Below are 19,536 nucleotides of genomic sequence, written 5' to 3' on the forward strand. Positions count from 1 at the left end.
TTGCTTTATGGAATAGCAGTTGTTTTTACAATCGCTTATCGTGTGACGCCCCGTTGCTCAGGTAGTTGCTGGCGCTGGGGTTTCGTCATGACGAAACGCACTTTTTGGCCTTTCCTTAACTATGCCGGGATGCTGAGATATCAGAGGATACGGAAACGCAAACCATATCCCGCTGATGTCTGCGATGAAGAGTGGGTTTTTGTCGCCCCTTATTTGACACTGTTGTCGCTGGATGCCGGACTACGCTGGCATGACTTACGGGATGTTTTCAATGCCCTACGCTGGATAGTGCGGACCGGCGCCCCGAGGCGACGGCTTCCGCACGATCTGCCGCCCTGAGAAGTCGTCTATTAGCAGACTCGGCGCTGGATCGAGGGGGGCTGCTTTGAGGCGATGGTGCCTGACCTGCGCGTACTCTTGCGCCTGAATGAAGGCCCCCCGCCCTATTCCTCAGCGGCCATTCTGGGCAGCCGAACCGTGCAATCGACCCCGACCAGTGGCGCCCGGGCCGTCTACGACGGCGCGAAACGCAATCGCGGCTCGAAAGCCGCTGTGGCGGTGGATACGTTGGGGCACTGCTGGCTTTGCAGATCACGCCGGCTGAAGCGCAAGGCCGGATCAAGTTGGGAAACTGGCAAAAGCCGTGCAGGCGGTCACGAAGCAGCAGATCTAACAGGCCTATGTCGATCAAGGCTATACCGGGTAAGTGCCGGGCGCTGCGGCTCGGTTACACAGCGTCGAACTGCAGGTGGTCAAGCTCCCGGAAGCCAAGCGCGGCGTCGTACTCCTACCCGGCGTTGGGTGGTCGAACGCACTTTCGCCTGGGTGGCTCGTTTTCGCCGCCTGGTACGAGACTATGAGCGCCTGCCCGAAACCCTGGCTGCACTGGACTGCACTTCATCGCATTTATCGGCCTCATGCTGCCGCTGGCGATCGATGCATTGAACATGTTTCCTAACATGCTCTAGGCACTATTAACCAGAGAGGGGTTGGAGATCTCTTGTTTTGTTTGCGGCAAGCGTATAATATCCATGCATACGACTATTTGATCCCTGTCTTGGGGCTGGTGTTTCATTGAATAATTGTTTTCGGGTTCTGGACGGAGGGGATATGGCTGGACTGTATTTTGAACAATTTGAGATTGGGCAAGTTTTTCGTCATGATATCCGTCGCACATTGACTGAGTCAGATAATGTTTTTTTCAGTTGTATGACTCACAACCCCGCAGCGATTCACATTGATGCTGAATATGCCAAGGGAACCGAATTCGGACGTCCGCTGATGAATAGCGCTTTCACTCTCGGTCTTATGGTTGGTATTTCGGTGGGTGACACGACGCTAGGTACTACCGTTGCAAATCTAGGATGGGATGAAGTTCGCTTCCCCAAGCCGCTTTTTGCTGGTGACACGATTCATGTTGAGACCACTGTGCTTGAGAAGCGGCCTAGTAAGTCTCGTCCAGACAATGGGGTCGTGATCTTTCTTCACACTGCCAAAAATCAGAGAAACGAACTTGTTGCGAGTTGCAAGCGTTCTGCTTTGATGTGCTGCCAGCCAAAGTGAAATAACGAATTTTTCTTCAATTTGAAAATCATGGTGTTTATCTGAGGGATGTAGATATGCATAGTCCGCTGGATTTTGAAACCAAAAATATCATCGAGCAGACTTTGCGCCGTTTCTTGGTGGACTGCTACGATCCGGCCGCCAGGCATGCCCGTCTGAAGGCCGGGAAAGTGGATTATCTTCGGGATTGGGCGCTTCTAGCTGAACTGGGTGTTCTCGGATTACCGTTTGGTGAAGATCTGGGTGGTTTGGGCGGGGCGGCTATTGATGTCGCTGATGCGATTCGGGTACTGGCCGGTGGTTTGGTTCTTGAGCCGTTCATCGAGTCGGCTGTCGTGGCGGGGGCTCTGCTTGCTAAAGGGGCGGATGCTAGGCGTCGCGTTGAGGCGGTATCGGCTCTTGTCGCCGGTGACGAAGTGACCGTTCTGATGGGAACTGCTCCGCGCTGCAGCGAGGTGTGTTGTTCACCGGTTCCTGGGGGGTACCAACTTGCCGGGAAATTCAAGGTCGTTCCCTATGGATGTCAGGCAGATAACTGGCTGGTAGTCGCGCTAGATGAGGCGGCACAGCCGCATGTCTTTCTTGTTCCTGCTTCGAGTCGGGAAGAGGATAGGGTAACCAGTGAATATCGTCTGATGGATAGCCGTCCGGCGACAGATGTTGATGTCTCTGGGATGTTCGTTTCTGAGCAGGCCCTTTGGTTGAAAGGTGATTCAGCCAGAATCGCGCTGCGTTATGCCGGTTTGAGGGCCGCCAGCGCTTATTGCGCGGATGCTGTTGGGGTTATGGAAAACTTGCTGGAAATTACCGGCGAATATCTCCGCACGCGGATCCAGTTTGGCGCGGTATTGGGGTCATTCCAAGCGCTTCAGCATCGCTATGCAAATATGTATATGGAATTATCAGAGGCGCGAGCGGTGGCGCGCCATTTTGCGGCGAGTCTCGATACCGAGCCGGAGGATAGGCAGCTTTGGTTACGTTTCGCGGCGGTTTCTGTCATTGAGCGCGCTGCCAGGTTAGTTGGTCAAGATGCGATCCAGCTTCATGGCGGGATGGGTGTGACCGATGAGTTGATCGTCAGTCACTATAACGCCAGGTTGATGGTCATCCTGACATTCCTTCGGCATTGGGTCTCCTTGGATTCATATGTGCGGGGCGAGTGTCCGTCGGTTGCCTGAAGCTGGATCCGCGTTATCTAAGGATTGGGAGAAAAGATTGTCAAATAACCTCAATGAACCTTTTAACGAACAGGCTTTTCGGGAAGAGGTTGCTGCCTTTGTCCGCGATCACCTTGCGCCGGAGACGCGGCACAAGGTTGAAAACGGACTCTACCTGGAAAAATCCGACTACGTTGGCTGGCAGAAGAGTTTGCGTCGGCAAGGGTGGTTTGGCGCGAGTTGGCCGGTAGAACATGGTGGTTCTGCCTGGGCGGTAAAAAAGGAACACATTTTTCTCCAGGAGTCTGTTCTGAACGCCGCGCCGATGATTATTCCCTACGGCGTTAACATGGTCGGCCCGGTCATCTATACCTTTGGCAACAAGGAACAACGGGAGAAGTACCTTCCCGGAATCCTCAATAGCGATACTTGGTGGTGTCAGGGGTATTCAGAACCTAATGCGGGTTCCGATCTGGCCTCATTGTCTACGACCGCGGTTCGCCAAGGTGACCACTACGTCGTCAACGGAACCAAGATGTGGACTACCGAGGCGCATTGGGCAGACATGATGCACTGCCTCGTCAGGACAGATAAGACAGTGAAGAAGCAGCAGGGTATCAGTTTCCTGTTGCTCGACATGAAGACACCCGGCATTACCGTGGAACCCATCGTTACGCTTGACGGTGTCCATCACACCAATCAGGTTTTTTTCGACAATGTTCGTGTACCAGTGGAAAACCTCGTGGGTCAGGAGGGCGACGGCTGGAAACTGGCCAAGTTCCTGCTTTCCCGCGAACGCTGCTTTATCGCGGATACGGGCAACAAGATGCGGATGATGCGACAGATCAAGCATGATGTTGAATGCTCTCTCCCAGGGGTATCCGAAACGGAGCGCACGCTTGTGTTGGTGCGCCTAGGGGAATTGGAAGCTTCGCTGACGGCGCTCCTTGCACTCGAACATGATTATGTAGAGGACTGGATGTCCGGTCGCGATGACGGCATTGGTGCGTCCGTATTGAAGGTCAGGGGGACGGAACTACTCCAGGCGATGACGGAATTCTGGCGAAATGTGCTGGGGTCCTACGGGGCATGTTATGACCCGGAAAATCGTAAAGGGGGGGAGGGACTCAGCGCCGCCGAGCCGTGGGTTCGAGCAACTGCGGTCAACTATGCCTATCTCTATGGGCGTTGCTGGAGCATTTTTGGTGGCTCGAACGAAATTCAACGAAACATTATTGCGGCCTCCCTTCTGAGGTCCTAAATCATTCGTATAACGGGGCTATAAATGTTTGAACGCAAGTTATTTACCGACGAGCACGAAATATTCCGTGCCTCAGTACGCAAGTTTATCGAATCTGAGATCACTCCGTATCACATGCAATGGGAGCATGACGGCATAGTCCCCCGAGATATCTGGCTGAAGGCCGGGGCAATGGGGCTTCTCGGGTGCTCCATCCCGGAGGAGTATGGCGGTGCCGGGGCGGATCATCTCTATGATTTTGTCCTCATTGAGGAGTTGGCCAGGGCCGGCATCACGGGACCAGGATTCGCTGTTCATAACGAGATGGTAATGCCATATATATTGGCCTTTGGCACCGATGAGCAAAAGCGGTTCTGGCTGCCAAAAATGGTTAGTGGTGAGATTATCGGTGCCTTGGGTTTGACCGAGCCACACGCTGGCAGCGACCTGAAAAATATTCGTACCCGTGCCGTGCGAGAGGGCAGCGAGTACGTCATATCCGGCCAAAAGGTTTTTATTTCGAATGGGCAATTGTGCGATGTCATCGTGCTGGCGACCAAGACAAATCCGCAAGCGGGGAGTCACGGGGTTTCCCTGTTTATCGTCGAAGCTTGGCGCGAAGGTTTCAAGCGAGGGCGCAGACTCGAGAAGATCGGATTGAAAGCACAAGATACTTCGGAATTGTTTTTCGAAGATGTACGGGTTCCCGCCACGAATATGCTGGGAACTGAAAACGGTGGTTTCAAGTTATTGATGAAGAACCTGGCTCAAGAACGCTTGACCCAGGCGGTGCGATCAGCTGCGGTAATTGAGGCGGTGCTCGAATGGACAATTCAATATGTGTCCGAGCGCGAGATGTTCGATCAGACCTTGAGCGATTTTCAAAATACCCAGTTCAAGCTTGCGGAATTAAAGACTGAGGCATGCGTTGGCCGGGTCTTTGTTGATCGCTGCATCGAGTCGTTCATGGTGCATACATTGGATGGCATCGACGCCGCGATGGCGAAACTATGGCTTTCCAACCTGCATGGCAAGGTGGTAGATGAATGCCTCCAGTTCTTTGGCGGATGGGGGTATATGTGGGAATACCCCATTGCGCGTGCGTACGCTGATGCACGAATAACCCGGATTGCCGGAGGGTCGATCGAGGTCATGAAACATATTATCGGCCGCAGTTTATTCGATCGAAAGAAGTAACAGAGACAATCTGGGAGATTTAATCAAATGGTACAAATCGGTATTGAAAATACTATCAAACGACATGTTCCCCTTCGATCAATGTTGTTTGTTCCAGGGGACAGTGAACGTAAGTTAGAGAAGGCAGTCTCGTCGCCTGCTGACGCGCTTATTCTAGACCTCGAGGACGCCGTCGCACCATCTCGGACCCACATCGCACGCGGGATGGTTCTCGAATACCTCAAATCGAGACCAGATCGCCAGCGTCAGGAGATATGGGTGCGCATCAATCCGCTTGCTACTCCTTCCGCCTTGAGGGATCTCGTGGTGGTTGCCGGCGCGCCGGACGGGCTGGTGCTTCCCAAAGTATCCTCTTATCACGACATAGTGCAATTGGCCCATTATCTGGAAGCTTTGGAAGTTCGCGAAGGTATCGATCCAGGGTCGATCCGGATTATTCCTGTGGCGACGGAAACGCCGCAGGCGCTTTTTTCCCTGGGGGGGTACGTGGGCTGCTCGCCGCGCTTGGTTGGTCTAACCTGGGGGGCTGAGGACATTGCTGCCGCCATTGGTGCGAGCACTAATCGTCGTCCGAATGGCGAGTACGATATGGTGTATCAACTCGCCCGTGCCTTGTGCCTGTCCGGTGCGGCAGCAGCGGAAGTACAGCCGATCGATACAATGTTTGGCGATTTTGCCAATCCTGAAGGACTTGAAGCCGACGCAAAATCTGCGCGGCAGGCAGGTTTTACCGGAAAAATCGCCATTCACCCAAATCAGGTGGAAATTATCAACCGCGCCTTTTCGCCGAGTACATCCGAGGTTGAGTGGTCTCAAAGAGTCGTCGATCTGTTTGCCAACAATCCTGGTCTGGGTACTGTCGGTCTGGATGGAAAGATGCTTGATATGCCGCATCTGAAGCAGGCTCAGCGCGTTCTCGAACTTGCTGCTAGCAAGTTTGATCGGGAAAAGGCATCCTAGATTCGGGTGAGCGTTGACGGTTATTGAGAAAACTATCTGATGATATCCGCTCGGCCTGACCAATTTTCCAAACTGCTGCCCAATCGCAATTGTAGTCTGCATCCCGAGGCCGCTGGTGAATTAGGGCCAGTCGAATTATTGGGTTTTGCAACTCAGGCAATATCTGTTGTTGAGTCCGTGTTGCTGCTGGCAATTCAATATACCTCAACGCGCAAACGATCCCATTCCACTGGAAACGATTTTACCGAAACGCGTTGCCAATTGGCAGATTTATGGGCCGAGGCGGCGACTCAACGAGCAATTGTCGATTGCTGCCTCCGGCGTCACTTTAACCGTCAGTTGAAGGCAGACGAGGCATTCGCAGCAAAACAGATTGGCGAACTACTGCAAGAGAGGGCGGTAAATTCCTGTTTGCAGATTGTCAAGCGGTATGGCTATAAATTGCGTTATTCCTCAACTGTTCGAGCCTGTCCCGACGTGGACAGCAAAGAAGCTGATAGCGACTCTGAAATAGTGATTCAGGAAATTATCCGGCGAAGCCTGACCGACTGGGGGCGCCGTTGACGCCACTGCCCGCTTTAAGAAGTTTTAGCGTAGTGCTGGCGGCCGGCAATGGGGTGCAGAGGGATTGCACTTAAATGTCATGATAAGAACTGGTGGTGATTCGCACAAAAACTAGGTGAATGCTCCTCGGGCGCTCCCCATGTATTCAAAATTGCTCGCTTGGTACCGGTAATTTACCATCGTCATGGTTGCGTCGGGAAGACTATCTTATTTTTGTGCAATTCCCGGCCAGGGTGGTTAAATAACATTAAAGTTCAATCGACCTGGTAGATGAGCTGACCACTTATGAAAGGGTCTGGGTCTGGCTACTGAGGAATTTTCTGCTACGCCCTTCGCAAGGCCATGTGTCGGGCAATCGCGACCGATAGGTCCGAATCATTTTGGTGATTGACTTGCATGCGCAGCAGTCCATTAGTAAAGGCATAAGTGTCGTGTGCCATTGCCGTTGGATCAAGTCCGCTTCGGAGTTTTCCATTGGTTGCCGCATGTTGATAGCCTTTTTCTATATTTTGAAGAAGGGCCTTGAAGGGGCGGCTGAGTTCTTTCTGAACACTGGCAAATTCATCGACATATTCGCAGCGCGAGGCCATGATTACAAAGACTTCTCGCACGATTGAGCATTCTTCAAAGACTCGGAAGAACTCCTTGATCGAGTCTTGGATTGCGTCTAATGGATTCTCGAACTGATTTGACTGCAGAGGTGCGTCAGCGCATTTAATAAGCGGCTCAAATACATTCTCGCACATGGCAAGAAAGAGGTCTGCCTTGTTCCGAAAGTGCCAGTAGACTGCGCCGCGAGTGACGCCAGCTTCCTTGGCGATAATCTCTAGTGTTGATCGCGCTACGCCGCGTTGTAGAAAGACCATTCGAGCGGCGTTGATAATATCCAGGCGGGTTTTTTCAGACTCTTTCTTTGTCTTTTTGACCATATTTGTCTTCTCCAAACTTTTCTGATGAACGGTGGATTGCCAAGCTATCGCAAGTCATTTTCAGAGTGACCGATAACCTCGAGATAATGATTTTTTAGTATCGCTATCCACAACATTTTCGAAAAAATTATTTCGCATAGAGTAAAAAAGTGGCCCGGGTTTTTCAGCCCGGGCCAAGAAAGTTCTGCTTATTGATCACGCAAGAGAGCAAGTCAGCAGAGCAGAGAAGGAGTGATATTTTCAGACATCAGATATTGCAGAAACCAGCTGGGGAACTGCTTCAAAAAGGTCGGCAACTAAGCCATAGTCAGCAATTTGGAAGATAGGAGCATCAGCATCCTTGTTTATGGCTACGATAATTTTTGAATCCTTCATGCCAGCGAGGTGCTGGATGGCTCCAGAAATTCCAATGGCCAAATATACTTGGGGAGCAACAATCTTTCCTGTCTGACCGACCTGAAAATCATTGGGTACAAAGCCTGCGTCAACCGCAGCACGAGATGCACCCAATGCCGCTCCCAGCGCGTCAGCGAGGGGCTCGAGCAACCTAATATAGTTTTCACCACTACCCAAACCTCGGCCACCCGAAACGATTATCTTGGCGGAGCCAAGTTCTGGGCGCTCGGATTTGCTAAGCTGAGAACTGATGAATCGGGTGTTCTGATAGTCTGTGGACGCTGCAATCGACTCGATTTCCGCGTTGTTTCCGTGTGCGGTAAATTCAAAGGCTGTAGTTCTAACGGTGAGTACTTTGACGGAGTCTGAACTCTTAACCGTAGCCAGGGCATTACCAGCGTATATCGGACGAACAAAGATATCGGGGCCTTCAACGGCAATGACGTCGGAAATTTGGGCAACATCAAGTAGTGCTGCGACCCGCGGCAATATGTTTTTTCCCGACGTGGTCGCTGGTGCCAGAATGTGAGTATAGCCGCCTGCATTTGCCACAATCAGCGAGGCCACGTTCTCGGCGGTTTGCGAGGCATAGTGGGTGGCATCTGCCAGCCTGACTTTGGTCACGCCCTGAAGTTGTGCTGCTTGTTCGGCAACGCCTTTGCAGTCTGAGCCAACCACCAGGACGTGTATGTCGGCCCCGATCTGCAGGGCGGCGGTAATGGTATTGAGCGTGGCGGCTTTGAGTTCTTTATTGTCGTGTTCGGCAATGACGAGGATAGGCATTGTTCTTTCCTTTATCAAATAACTTTGGCTTCATTGCGAAGCTTGTTGATCAAGTCGGGAACATCGGCCACTTGGATACCAGCGCTACGCTTGGGGGGTTCAACAACTTTCAGTGTCGTCAACCGCGGTTGAACGTCGACCCCCAAGTCTGCAGGAGTCAGAATATCAAGCGGCTTTTTCTTCGCTTTCATGATGTTGGGCAAGGTGGCGTAGCGCGGCTCATTTAAGCGCAGGTCAGTGGTAACAACTGCCGGCAGAGTGAGTTCGAGAGTCTCAAGGCCGCCATCGATTTCCCTAACGATCCGTGCGGTGGTGCCATCGAGGCTGATCTTCGAAGCAAATGTGGCTTGGGACCAACCTTGAAGCGCGGCAAGCATTTGGCCGGTCTGGTTGGCATCGTTATCAATGGCTTGTTTGCCACAGATGACCAGCGAGGGTGATTCTTTATCGCAGACGGCTTTCAAAAGTTTTGCGACAGCCAGTTGTTGGAGGTCGACATCGCTTTCGATCAGGATTGCGCGATCTGCGCCCATTGCCATCGCGGTTCGCAGGGTTTCTTGGCATGCCAATACGCCGCAGGAAATGGCAACAACTTCCGTGGCAATGCCGGCTTCTTTGAGACGCACGGCTTCTTCAACCGCAATCTCGTCAAAAGGATTCATACTCATCTTGACGTTATTGAGATCGACTCCGCTACCGTCATTCTTTACGCGTACCTTGACGTTGTAATCAACCACGCGTTTAACGGCCACTATAACTTTCATTGAGAGGCACTCCTTTACTGCTTTTCTATGTAAATCCACGAGGTTTTGCCAAGAGTTGGGACAAATCGATTGACGAGTTCCATACTGTAAAACCCAATCCGTACAATATCGTATTGACGCATACGATATTGTACGCGCATTCAGGTTTGATGCAATACCCGCGCGTTCGCAGGGCAATGGCATGAAATTCACGGTAGGCCGAGGAGATGTTCGTGATAGCGATCGGAACTGTTTCAGATCAGCTGGAAAATCAGGTTTTCCCGCTGGATTGGTGGTGATGCTATCTGCGACTCACCGCATACAGGATGTTGGTATTCCTAGATGAAAGCCTTGCGCATAGTCGACACCCATCGCCCGTACGGCCTCCAGAATTTCTTCGGACTCCACGAACTCGGCAATCGTCAAGATGCCCAGTTCCTGGCAAAGTCGGATCAGGTTACGCACCAGCGTGCTATCGATCTTTGACCTGACGATGTTCTTTACAAACGCCCCGTCGATCTTGACGAAATCGAATGTCAGTTCCCGCAGATAGTGGAACGAGTTGTAGCCGCTGCCGAAGTCATCGAGGGCGAAGAGGAATCCCTTTTTTCGCAAATCACCGAGGAATTTCCGCATGTGGGTCATGTCGCTGATGGCATCGCGCTCGAGAATTTCGAAGACGATTATGTGTGATGGAATCTCAAGTTCCGAGCACAACTGTTCGGCATAGGCGAGAATCCCCCGCCCCTGAATCTCTTGGGCGGATAGGTTGATGAACAGGCGAAACGGCGCCTTCTTTTCGTCCAAGCGGACGCGTGCCGCGACAATGGCCTGTTCGATGATGGCGCGATCGAGTTCCCGTCCGAGTCCGTATTTCTCAATCGTCTCGATGAATGCGCCGGCGGCCAGGACGTTTCCGTCAGGCTCTTTGATCCGGGCCAGGGTTTCATAGGCGAAGGGCTCGCCCGTCTTGCAATCAATAATGGTCTGATAGTACGGTACGACACGCCCCTCGCGGAGCGAGGCCCGCAGCGTCTCGGCATAGTCGCGTTTCGATCGGCTGGCGTAGAGACGATCCTGGACCGACTCCAGAGTCCCGATCGAATCCTTGCCCAGTTCCTTGGCGCGATAGAGGCCCAGGTCGACACCGGCCATCAGATCGGAAATACTCTTGGCATCGCCTGGGTAGGTCACCACGCCAATTGAGGTGGTGATGTGGAAATACTTGCCCTGCTCGCCCTCGAAGGTCATCTGCCGCAATTCGGTTCGCAGCTTCTCAGCGACAACCATCGCGCCGTCGACACCGGTCTCGACCAGGATGACCGCGAATTCGTCGCCGCCGATGCGCGTCGCCAGATCACCAGTTCGCATCAGCGAGCGCATGGTCTCGGCTACCTGAATTAAGACGCTGTCGCCGCAGGGGTGGCCATAGGTGTCATTGACGTCCTTGAAGTCGTCCAGATCGAGCATGAGGATCGAAAACTGGTGCTGATGCCGCTCGGAGCGCCCGATTTCATAGTCGAGGATGTCATTGAAATAGCGCCGGTTGTACAGCCCGGTCAGCGGATCATGGGTCGAATAGTATTCAAGCTCCAACAAGGTTCGGCTCAGCGCCTTGCTGGAACCGACCACCATCACCATCACCGCCAGAATCGAATGGATAACGCTGCTTTCCTGGGGGGTTAGGCCTTCGGTCGAGGCATAGGCGATCCCCAGTAGACCGGCGAGATTGGCGGTGTCGAGGTCGGCAACCGGGACCGTGATCAACCGGATATTGTCGATATTCCGATGTCCCCTGCTGTTCTCCGGCAGCACATGAAACTCTTCGATATCCAGAGGCACATCGGCGGGCAGGTTCAGATGGACGATCATGTCCCGCGCCAGCTTGCTCCGGGCCGATTGGGTGACTTCCTCCGAGTAGCTGCCCATGTAGTAAATATAGAGCGACAGGGCATTGTCTTCGGCAAAGGCGATAAAAAAGACATCAAACGGAAAGAAGGCGTGGAAGCCGAGCAGCACTTCCTGGACAAAGGCCTTCCACTGGGTGACTTTTTCGTGGGAGAGGACGATGGTTTCGAGCACCCGGCTTTGCCGCTCGAGCAGATCCTTCTCGATCAAGGTTCCGGCCAGATCGTTAGTCATTCGATTGAACTCGAACATGACCTGCTGCAAGTCACTGGCATTCTGCTGCCATTGGCGTCGCCGCTCGCCGAGCAGAAGCTCCAGCGTTTTGTCGAGCCGGGCGCAGCGGGCGGCGGCCCGCCCCAGGCTGCTGGTGATCTCATCCCGCTCGGCCTGATCGAGCTTGAAGCTGGCGACCCGCGTAATGGTGTCATGGAGTCCGGCGAGCAGTTCTGCGTGGGTGTTTTGGGTCAGTTCGGTGACGCTGGCCGCGAACAGCCTCGTTCGGGTCTGGTTCTCGAACAAGGCGGCAAACCGTTCCAGGACCTGCTGACGCAGTTCCGTCTGGCCCTCGGGGAGAAGTCGCGGGACGGTGCTCATCCTCAAACTCGCGTCTGGAATCGACCGGCCCCCACCATCAGGTCGACGCCACATTCCAGTTTCTTGAACCAGTCGAGAAACCCCTGGACGGCGGCCCCCCGATAAATGGGGCCATGCTGCGGGGCAATGAAATCGATGTCTAGCTGTGAAACAGCCTCGACCCAGAAGCGTGCTGCCCGGTTGGACCCCATGTAACGGCGATGAAAGCCTTCGATATGGGGCAAATGGGCCTTCAGGTCGTCCACATAAGGGTGGTCTTCTCCATCCGGCATCATGGCGGCACCGATGTCCCCGGTAAACAAGACCTTGGCGATGGGATCATAGACATTGATCTGCCCTTCGGAATGCAGGAAATGCGCGGGGACCAGTTCGAGATTGAATCCGGGTGCCAATGAGCACTGCATGCCTTCGTCCGGGACACCGATAAAACGCTGCATCGACGAAATCCCGTAATGGGGCAGGAAGCGCATCCAGATGCTCGACACGTAAACCGGCGCCTCGCTGATTTCGAGCCAGGTCGCAATGCCGCCGACGATGTCGGGATCCTGATGCGAGAGCATGATTGCCTTCAGCTTGTCCGGACTGAGGTAATTGAGCAGTTCCGAGAGGACCCGTGGCATGACGCCGAAGCCACCGGGGTCGAGCAGGACTCCGCTGTCCTCATGAACGATCAGGTACTGGTTGGACGGGATGCCATCTTCCTCACCAGGCTCACTTTCATTCAGGAGAATGAACTGATGGTTGTCAGAACTGAATATCGAAATATTTCTCATGCTGCTCTCCCTTGATGCCTTTTATCGTTATCGGCACAGTGAATGAGCCAATGGGCGCGATGCGTCGCGTCTTTAGCTTTTATGAATCTGAAATTCGCCGATCAGCGCTTTCAAGCTGTCCGACGTATCGAGCAGTTCATTCGACGCCAGCTGCGCCTGTTGAGCAGCCTGAAAATTGCCTTCAATCAACTGCGTGATCCGTTCCATGTTCTGAGCAACATCCTCGCTCGCCTGGGTTTGTTCGACGGTGGCCTCCGAGATGCTTTGCGACATCCGGGCCACCTCAGAAGCGGCCTGGGTCACGCCATCCAGGCTCTCGGCACTGCTTAGCAAAGAAGTGGTCGTGGCAACCACTTCCTTGCGGGCGGTGGCCATGGCCTCGACCGCCTCGGCGGTGACGCTCTGTATCTCAGCAATGGTGCTGGCAATGTCACGCGTGCTGGACGAGGTTCGCTCAGCGAGTGTCCGGACCTCATCGGCGACCACGGCAAAGCCACGTCCCTGTTCGCCGGCGCGTGCCGCTTCAATCGCGGCATTGAGTGCCAGAAGATTGGTTTGCCCGGCAATATCGGTAATCGCCTGGGTAATACTGTCAATCTTGGCAATGGCCGCCGACAAGACATTAATCGTCGCGCTTGAGTGCTCCACGGCCTCAACAACCCGTGTGGTCATCTGCACCGTTTCCCGGATTTGGTCATTCCCGGCCTTGATCAGTTGTTGGGCACGAAGCGCAGCCCCGGTCGTGTCGCTGGCGCTGCTGGCGACCTCGCGAACTGACACGCTCAGTTCCTCCGTGGCAGCTGCCACGCTTTTGGCACTGTCGTACTGCAATGCGGATTGCTCGTTGACCTGGACCATCTGCCGATCGAGATTCTGGCAGCGATTCTCGATCACGGAAGCGGCGCTGGAGATATCGTCCAGCATGGCGAGAAGATGGACCTGCATCCCGCCCAGTTGGCAGAAGAGAATCCCCGTCTCATCCCGGCTCGAGACATCGACGTCGTTGGTCAGATTGCCTTCCGCAATCTGGTCGAAGAATTCGGCCACTTTGGACAGTGGCCGATCGATCTTGACCGACAGATAGACCCCGACCGAGATCGCGACCAAGGTGCTGATCAAGGCGGCCACCCCGACGAAGAGCGCCCGATCCGCTGTCAATTCGCCGGCAAATGAGGCCACCGTGATGCCCGCCGTCAGGGCCGCCATGCCCCCAATGATGGTCCATAACCGGGTGCTGAAGGAAAAGCGCTCCAGTATGCCGGGATTGACCGTTGGCAGCTTGGTCTGCTTGTCACGAACCCGGCGATACAGTTCTTCGGCTTCGCGGACCGAGGCCCGCGAAGGCTCGGTGCGAACGGACATGTAGCCGACCGTCCGAGCGTTCTTGCGAACTGGGACGACAAAGGCCTTGACCCAATAATGATCGCCGTTTTTGGCGCGGTTCTTGACCACCCCATGCCATGGCAGCCCGCTCTTGACCGTACGCCACAAATCGGCAAACGCCTCCGACGGCATGTCCGGATGGCGTACCATATTGTGCGAGTTGCCAATCAGCTCCTGGCGGCTAAAGCCGCTGATCGCCACAAACGCATCGTTGGCGTGTGTGACGATGCCTTTGAGATCGGTCTTGGAAACCAGGTAGCGCCCCGTTGGATAGGTGACTTCGCTCTGTGTAACGGGCAGGTTGATTTTCATGGAATTCGCCTTGGGTGCTCCACAAGTTCCTTATCAATATTCAGTTGTTTCGAGACTTCGGATCAATTGCTACAGGGCCAAGCGGGGTTTTGACGAGGCCAATGACCTTCACAAGCGCATCTATGCGTTGCTCCAGCAAGGCTGTGATTGCCACCAGGCTTTCCTGAGGATCACTCGCAATAGCCCGAATCACATCAATTTGGTCTTGTAGCAGTTCAAGCTCAGGCGCAGTTCTTCCGACAGCGAGAATTGCTGAATTGATTGCGTTCGAACGCGCTTCAATGAAAGACTGCGGATCACGACGTGCCAAGTCGCTTAATTGGTCAAAATTAAATTCTTTCAATTGCGCCTCGATTTCGTGAAGCACTGCATAAACAATCGTCATTGCTACTAATTTGAAAAAGTAGCGGCGCTGTCATCCAGTCACCTGATTGGCGCCCTGCCAGTAAAGGAATACCAGCACCGAACAGATGACAACCAGCCAGGTTTCCCCTGCCAGTCGCATTAGGGTGGGTGCATTGCGGATTTCCATGAAATCAAGGAGCACATACCTGACCTTGATGAAGGCCATGACAATGATGGCGATGCTGGCATAGCGGTGATCACTAAACCCAGCGCCATGGCCCATCTCCCAAGAAAATGTTGTGGCGGCCACCAGTAGGAACCAGACCAAGGTGGCACGGGCCCGAAGTAAAGAAGCAATCATGATTTATTTGATGAGGTAAAGAAGGGCGAACAGGACGATCCAGAGCAGATCCACCAGATGCCAGAAACTGGCACCGCTTTCGAGGTTCCAGATTTTCTTTTCATCATAGCCACCGGCCCAGGAATAGCGGGCCATGAACACCAGCACGCCCATGCCAATCATCACGTGGACAAAGTGGATGCCGGTGAACATGTAGTAGTACATGAAGAAATCGTTGGTGTTGAGGGTGATTCCGGCCCGGATCTTCTCGCCGTACTCAAAGAACTTCACGGCGGCAAAACCAAGGCCGCAGAAAAAAGCCAGGACGAAGCCGATCGGAGTCACCTTGCCCATGTTCTTGCGCGCACCGTGCACCGCCAAGGCGACGAACCAAGAACTGGATAACATGAAAAAGGTATTGAGGGCGCCGAAGGTCTGGCTCAGGTGGGTTTGCGATTCAACGAACAACGGGACGTTCTGAGCGCGGTAAAACAGGAAGGTGATGAAGAACAGCGAGAACACCATCATGTCGCCGAAGATGAAAACCCAGATTCCGGCTTCTCCTGGGACGTGGCGGTCATTGGTGCAAGTGGTATGAATTGTTTGTGTGGTCATAACGAGTTGATGTCCCGTCCCCTTGGTGGGCAGCTACGCAGCAGACCAAGGGAGTGGTATGTAAGCTGAACAGTAATCAGGGGTGCACAGATTCTGTTACGTCAGAATCTTTGCTGGCGGCTTGTCCCTTCAAGGCCCGCAGAATGACAAAGGACATGACGCCGATCCAGAGTCCGAAGCCGAGGAAGGGGAACCAGAAAACGAACAGGCCATTCCAGGCGAAGGGGCCAGCCTTGAACATGAAAGCTAGGGCGCCGACTTCGAACATGATCGCGATCCACAAATTAAACCAGCCGAACCAGCGGGGAAAGGCCGAATTCGCCACGGGTTTTTGTGTCAAGCTGACATATGTGATGGCGATCATCTGGAAGATGAAGAACTGATCGGTGGTAGTCAGAGTCAGATTCGCCATTTCGTTGATCAGCGCCGTGGCTTCCGGCAGGCGCGCCGGATTGAAGGCTGCAATGCCCCACAAGATGGGCGGGAACACTAGGAACATCGACATTAGGATGCCTCCGGCAAAAGCCAGGATCGACCAGATCGGCACCCGGCCCTGCTCAATGCGCGCCATCTGCACTGCAACGACCACAGAGATTGGTACCATGAAGGCGCTGGTCCAGGAACAGATGGTCGCCCCTAGTTTGATCTGGAAGGCGTTCTCGATATAGAAGGCCGCGACTTCCAGCGGGGTGAGCGTTGGCGATGGCGGGGTGACCATGTGCAACAGGGTCCACATGGTGGTCCCGAAGATTAATGTGAAAGCCAACCCCCACCAGATCATGATGGCCTGACCGCGTTCCGACATGCTGTTATCTCCCTATATATAAATTCGTTTCCGCACAAGCGGTTTTAGCATCCAACTACACCCGTTGAGCCAACGAGTTTGGCGAACAATAAGGCAAAGGCATGTTGTTAAGGCTTTGCTTCGTGACGATGCCTGCCTTGCGATAGTCCGGTTCAATCAGTGCACAACACTCGAGCCATGGATTCAGACTTGCCATTCGAGAGAGAAACTGCGCCTAGCGAATCGAACTCATAAATAGTAATGATACATATGATAGTGTATGTGAATTATGCTTTAATGCAACCATTGCGTTCAAGAGTGGCAGGTCAAGCCGCCAAATTTGTGGATCAGATTGATTCAGTTTTGGCCTGCATTTTCTCGGTCCGATGGTTTATTTCCCCGCCTTCTTGTTCCAGCATCGCCAATAAGGTCCCCCGGTTTTGACTCTTCGCCGTTTGCCCTCCAGCCAATCACGCCCATGGTTGATACTCCTAGTGGTATCTTGCGCCATAGTGTCTGGCGTGCTATCGACAAGCAGCTTCAACGTGGCTATTCCTGCGCTAGGCGAATATTTCGGCTTGAGCCAAGGAAATGTCCAGTGGGCAATCACCGGTTTTATGGCAGCCATGACTTTATCGATGCTTCCTGCAGCATGGTTACTTGACCGCTTCGGATTCCGCTATTGTCTGCTTGGCGCACTCATGCTATTGCTCATCAGTAGCATTGCCGGTGCGCTAAGCATGAATTTCACGTTTCTGGTCACAGCCCGCATCTTGCAGGGAGTGGCAGCCGGTGTATTGCAACCGCTCGGGGCGGTGGTTGTTATGAGCTTATTTCCGGTCAATCAGCAAGGAAAGGCTTCAGGCATTCTTGGATTTGGGATCGTGCTGGCACCGGCTGTTGCCCCCATGTTGGGTGGTATGTTGCTTGATAGTTTTGGCTGGCAGTCGATCTTTCTCATCAACCTGCCGTTCTGTCTACTCGCCAGTGTCGGCGGGTACATTTTGATTCCTGGCGATAAATCGTATGCAAACAATCGTTTTGACTGGTTCGGCGCAGGACTCCTTTGTTTTTCGACGATTGCCGCCATCGAAGGTATCTCTAGCGTTCACTCCAGCGGCCCAATTGCACCTCGGACGCTATTGTTTCTGGGGATGACAGTCTGTGCGCTACTTTTCTTTATCCGTCATGCCCGGCGCGCGACGAATCCGCTTGTTGAACTGGGACTGTTTGCTGATCGTGCTTTTTCGATGGGGGCCATTGTCTCGGTGACTTATGGTTTCGGACTCTACGCCTCTACCTATTTGATTCCTGTTTTTCTACAGCGGGCGCTGGGATATTCAGCTACTCAGGCCGGACTGGCCATGCTGCCTGCCGGGGTGACGCTGGCAGTGGTCATCCCTCTCGGTGGCCGGCTGGCCGATCATATTTCGCCGCATCTTGTCACTTTTGGTGGCCTGGCGCTGTTTGGCGTCTCCTTTCTTCTTCTTGCTATCCTCGGTGCTCACATCAGTTTTGGCGAGTTGGTTTGGAGTACCGTGCTTGGCCGGATTGGGCTAGCTCTCATCTTGCCTGCTCTTGGTCTCGCAGCACTGCGAGGAATGGGGATCAATCAGCTAGGTCAGTCGTCGGTTGTCATCAGTTATATGCGCCAATTTGGCGGAGTTCTTGGTGTGGCTGTGTCTGCAGTATTCGTTGAATGGCGCGAATCTGTCTACAGATCTGAAGGTGCTGACATTGCGGGAGCCTATGTCGATAGTTTCACGCTGCTGGTGGCAATCTTCGTAGTCGCCCTCACGGCAGCTGGTCGTATGAAGCACCATGTTAGTTAAAGGCTCAGACGGGTCGAGGAATTTGAGAGAGATGTTGCAAGAAACTTATTTGGCCGCTTGCCATGTGTTTAATCCCACGGTGTGCTGGTGCAATTTATAGCCAGCTAAGAGGAGAATACTCGTGGCAAGTGTGCAACTGATCCAGCCGATATTTTTTGCTACGGGTTATTGAGATAGTTACATCGTCGCTGACGAAGGACTACACCGGCAGGGGCTTTTGTCTCAGCAACTCTTTGCGCATGAAATAACCCGTGGTCAATATCCAGAAGAAGAAGGCCGTGAAGGGCACATAAAATGCGAATAGCCCGTTCCACGCGAAAGGACCTGTCTTGAAGAAAAACAGGAGTTGGGCCGGACAATTCATGACGAAAACAAAAAGAGAGGAAAAGCCGAACCAGCGCGGGAATACAGGGTTCTTGCTGGAATCGTGCAATATGGCGATGCCCACGGCGATGAACATCGGATAGACTAGTGTGGCGGCGCCAATAATGGCGAACCAGGTAAAGTCGTTAAGGAAATAGATTTGCTCCGCCGTGCGCTCGTTCGGCCGATAGGCGTTGGTCAACCAATAGATAGCCGGATAGAACGTAAATATCGTGTTGGCGAACCCGCATAGGGTGACCCATTGCGACAACGGGCCATAGCGGCCTTCGATCCGCGACACGTAATGCGCAACGGTGGCCGTGAAGGGGATGAAGAACGCCGCGCCGAACATCATTGTTACCAGGCCAATACGTATGCTGTTGGTATTGGTGCGGAAGAACGCGGCAATCTCCTCCGCCCCGGCGGAGGGGGCGTGCAACGGCCAGAAGCCGCCGATGATCAACCAGCCGAACATGACGATCAAGCCATACGCCACAGGGCTCCAGGCACCGATCAGGTTGACTCGCCAGACGAGCAAGTCTTTCAGAGGGTTCTCACCTGTTTCAATCGTGGAATCCGACCGCGTTTGTTCTCTCATACTTTTAGCCATTGTCTGTCTCCGAACTTTCAGGGTATATGGGTCTCTCTGATTTGAATCGGCCCAGGTTCAATAAGCCTTCGTTGCAGCCTGGTGCTCGAGGGCATGGAACATGAATGACTTGGCACTCATAGCGTTCAGCGGTTCTTTAAATCTT

20 protein-coding genes are annotated in these 19,536 nt (G+C 53.5%); 9 read left to right on the forward strand and 11 right to left on the reverse strand.

Annotated elements, in window-relative coordinates:
- Positions 1-129 precede the first annotated feature (129 nt).
- From KI613_RS21340 to KI613_RS03765, 8 genes are all read left to right on the forward strand, one after another.
- Positions 130-339: a transposase gene (locus tag KI613_RS21340; RefSeq protein ID WP_404827002.1), complete on the forward strand. Its 210-nt coding sequence runs from the start codon at positions 130-132 to the stop codon at positions 337-339.
- 54 nt (positions 340-393) lie between these two features.
- Complete coding sequence (locus KI613_RS03735; RefSeq protein WP_404826976.1) at positions 394-945, forward strand: transposase; 552 nt, start codon at positions 394-396, stop codon at positions 943-945.
- 165 nt (positions 946-1,110) lie between these two features.
- Positions 1,111-1,563, forward strand: coding sequence for a MaoC family dehydratase (locus KI613_RS03740; protein WP_226403877.1), 453 nt, complete (start codon positions 1,111-1,113; stop codon positions 1,561-1,563).
- Between the two features lie 56 nt (positions 1,564-1,619).
- Positions 1,620-2,741: an acyl-CoA dehydrogenase family protein gene (locus tag KI613_RS03745; protein ID WP_226403878.1), complete on the forward strand. Its 1,122-nt coding sequence runs from the start codon at positions 1,620-1,622 to the stop codon at positions 2,739-2,741.
- A 37-nt stretch (positions 2,742-2,778) separates the two neighbouring features.
- Complete coding sequence (locus KI613_RS03750; protein ID WP_226403879.1) at positions 2,779-3,981, forward strand: acyl-CoA dehydrogenase family protein; 1,203 nt, start codon at positions 2,779-2,781, stop codon at positions 3,979-3,981.
- Positions 3,982-4,005: 24 nt separating this feature from the next.
- A complete protein-coding gene (locus KI613_RS03755; RefSeq protein ID WP_226403880.1) occupies positions 4,006-5,157 on the forward strand; it encodes an acyl-CoA dehydrogenase family protein in 1,152 nt (383 codons plus the stop codon).
- A 27-nt stretch (positions 5,158-5,184) separates the two neighbouring features.
- Positions 5,185-6,117 (forward strand): HpcH/HpaI aldolase/citrate lyase family protein, encoded by a 933-nt coding sequence (locus KI613_RS03760; RefSeq protein WP_226403881.1) that lies wholly within the window; start codon positions 5,185-5,187, stop codon positions 6,115-6,117.
- Positions 6,118-6,156: 39 nt separating this feature from the next.
- Complete coding sequence (locus tag KI613_RS03765; RefSeq protein ID WP_226403882.1) at positions 6,157-6,681, forward strand: acyl-CoA dehydrogenase family protein; 525 nt, start codon at positions 6,157-6,159, stop codon at positions 6,679-6,681.
- Between the two features lie 323 nt (positions 6,682-7,004).
- On the opposite strand, the gene KI613_RS03770 is transcribed toward KI613_RS03765, so the two are convergent.
- The 10 genes from KI613_RS03770 to KI613_RS03815 form a co-directional block, all read right to left on the reverse strand.
- Entirely contained in the window at positions 7,005-7,610 is a 606-nt protein-coding gene (locus tag KI613_RS03770; protein ID WP_226403883.1) for a TetR family transcriptional regulator, read from the reverse strand.
- Between the two features lie 240 nt (positions 7,611-7,850).
- A complete protein-coding gene (locus KI613_RS03775) occupies positions 7,851-8,789 on the reverse strand; it encodes an electron transfer flavoprotein subunit alpha/FixB family protein (RefSeq protein ID WP_226403884.1) in 939 nt (312 codons plus the stop codon).
- 14 nt (positions 8,790-8,803) lie between these two features.
- A complete protein-coding gene (locus KI613_RS03780; RefSeq protein WP_226403885.1) occupies positions 8,804-9,553 on the reverse strand; it encodes an electron transfer flavoprotein subunit beta/FixA family protein in 750 nt (249 codons plus the stop codon).
- Between the two features lie 291 nt (positions 9,554-9,844).
- Positions 9,845-12,034, reverse strand: a complete 2,190-nt coding sequence (locus KI613_RS03785) for a putative bifunctional diguanylate cyclase/phosphodiesterase (RefSeq protein WP_226403886.1) — start codon at positions 12,032-12,034, stop codon at positions 9,845-9,847.
- 2 nt (positions 12,035-12,036) lie between these two features.
- Positions 12,037-12,807: an oxygen-binding di-iron domain-containing protein gene (locus KI613_RS03790; RefSeq protein ID WP_226403887.1), complete on the reverse strand. Its 771-nt coding sequence runs from the start codon at positions 12,805-12,807 to the stop codon at positions 12,037-12,039.
- A 72-nt stretch (positions 12,808-12,879) separates the two neighbouring features.
- The gene (locus KI613_RS03795) at positions 12,880-14,502 is read right to left on the reverse strand and encodes a methyl-accepting chemotaxis protein (RefSeq protein WP_226403888.1); all 1,623 of its coding nucleotides are present in this window, start codon (positions 14,500-14,502) and stop codon (positions 12,880-12,882) included.
- 40 nt (positions 14,503-14,542) lie between these two features.
- The gene (locus tag KI613_RS03800; RefSeq protein WP_226403889.1) at positions 14,543-14,887 is read right to left on the reverse strand and encodes a DUF3135 domain-containing protein; all 345 of its coding nucleotides are present in this window, start codon (positions 14,885-14,887) and stop codon (positions 14,543-14,545) included.
- Between the two features lie 30 nt (positions 14,888-14,917).
- Entirely contained in the window at positions 14,918-15,208 is a 291-nt protein-coding gene (locus tag KI613_RS03805; RefSeq protein WP_226403890.1) for a cytochrome C oxidase subunit IV family protein, read from the reverse strand.
- Positions 15,209-15,211: 3 nt separating this feature from the next.
- Positions 15,212-15,802: a cytochrome c oxidase subunit 3 family protein gene (locus KI613_RS03810; protein WP_226403891.1), complete on the reverse strand. Its 591-nt coding sequence runs from the start codon at positions 15,800-15,802 to the stop codon at positions 15,212-15,214.
- 76 nt (positions 15,803-15,878) lie between these two features.
- Positions 15,879-16,607: a hypothetical protein gene (locus tag KI613_RS03815; protein ID WP_226403892.1), complete on the reverse strand. Its 729-nt coding sequence runs from the start codon at positions 16,605-16,607 to the stop codon at positions 15,879-15,881.
- Positions 16,608-17,131: 524 nt separating this feature from the next.
- Between KI613_RS03815 and KI613_RS03820 the strand changes: the two genes are divergently transcribed.
- Complete coding sequence (locus tag KI613_RS03820; RefSeq protein WP_404826977.1) at positions 17,132-18,418, forward strand: DHA2 family efflux MFS transporter permease subunit; 1,287 nt, start codon at positions 17,132-17,134, stop codon at positions 18,416-18,418.
- Between the two features lie 199 nt (positions 18,419-18,617).
- On the opposite strand, the gene KI613_RS03825 is transcribed toward KI613_RS03820, so the two are convergent.
- Positions 18,618-19,391 carry a hypothetical protein gene (locus KI613_RS03825; protein WP_226403894.1) on the reverse strand — a complete coding sequence of 258 codons (774 nt, stop codon included), beginning with the start codon at positions 19,389-19,391 and terminating at the stop codon, positions 18,618-18,620.
- Between the last annotated feature and the right edge of the window lie 145 nt (positions 19,392-19,536).

Origin of the sequence: Ferribacterium limneticum, from assembly GCF_020510585.1 — a bacterium.
Classification (GTDB): Bacteria; Pseudomonadota; Gammaproteobacteria; order Burkholderiales; family Rhodocyclaceae; genus Azonexus.

Coding starts and splice junctions, on each gene's coding strand:
- KI613_RS03755 (WP_226403880.1), top strand. CDS start 4,006: ATGTTTGAACGCAAGTTATTTACCGACGAGCACGAAATATTCCGTGCC.
- KI613_RS03735 (WP_404826976.1), top strand. CDS start 394: ATGGTGCCTGACCTGCGCGTACTCTTGCGCCTGAATGAAGGCCCCCCG.
- KI613_RS03765 (WP_226403882.1), top strand. CDS start 6,157: ATGATATCCGCTCGGCCTGACCAATTTTCCAAACTGCTGCCCAATCGC.
- KI613_RS03740 (WP_226403877.1), top strand. CDS start 1,111: ATGGCTGGACTGTATTTTGAACAATTTGAGATTGGGCAAGTTTTTCGT.
- KI613_RS03805 (WP_226403890.1), bottom strand. CDS start 15,208: ATGATTGCTTCTTTACTTCGGGCCCGTGCCACCTTGGTCTGGTTCCTA.
- KI613_RS03780 (WP_226403885.1), bottom strand. CDS start 9,553: ATGAAAGTTATAGTGGCCGTTAAACGCGTGGTTGATTACAACGTCAAG.
- KI613_RS03815 (WP_226403892.1), bottom strand. CDS start 16,607: ATGTCGGAACGCGGTCAGGCCATCATGATCTGGTGGGGGTTGGCTTTC.
- KI613_RS03745 (WP_226403878.1), top strand. CDS start 1,620: ATGCATAGTCCGCTGGATTTTGAAACCAAAAATATCATCGAGCAGACT.
- KI613_RS03825 (WP_226403894.1), bottom strand. CDS start 19,391: ATGGCTAAAAGTATGAGAGAACAAACGCGGTCGGATTCCACGATTGAA.
- KI613_RS03785 (WP_226403886.1), bottom strand. CDS start 12,034: ATGAGCACCGTCCCGCGACTTCTCCCCGAGGGCCAGACGGAACTGCGT.
- KI613_RS03775 (WP_226403884.1), bottom strand. CDS start 8,789: ATGCCTATCCTCGTCATTGCCGAACACGACAATAAAGAACTCAAAGCC.
- KI613_RS03795 (WP_226403888.1), bottom strand. CDS start 14,502: ATGAAAATCAACCTGCCCGTTACACAGAGCGAAGTCACCTATCCAACG.
- KI613_RS21340 (WP_404827002.1), top strand. CDS start 130: ATGCTGAGATATCAGAGGATACGGAAACGCAAACCATATCCCGCTGAT.
- KI613_RS03790 (WP_226403887.1), bottom strand. CDS start 12,807: ATGAGAAATATTTCGATATTCAGTTCTGACAACCATCAGTTCATTCTC.
- KI613_RS03770 (WP_226403883.1), bottom strand. CDS start 7,610: ATGGTCAAAAAGACAAAGAAAGAGTCTGAAAAAACCCGCCTGGATATT.
- KI613_RS03760 (WP_226403881.1), top strand. CDS start 5,185: ATGGTACAAATCGGTATTGAAAATACTATCAAACGACATGTTCCCCTT.
- KI613_RS03800 (WP_226403889.1), bottom strand. CDS start 14,887: ATGACGATTGTTTATGCAGTGCTTCACGAAATCGAGGCGCAATTGAAA.
- KI613_RS03810 (WP_226403891.1), bottom strand. CDS start 15,802: ATGACCACACAAACAATTCATACCACTTGCACCAATGACCGCCACGTC.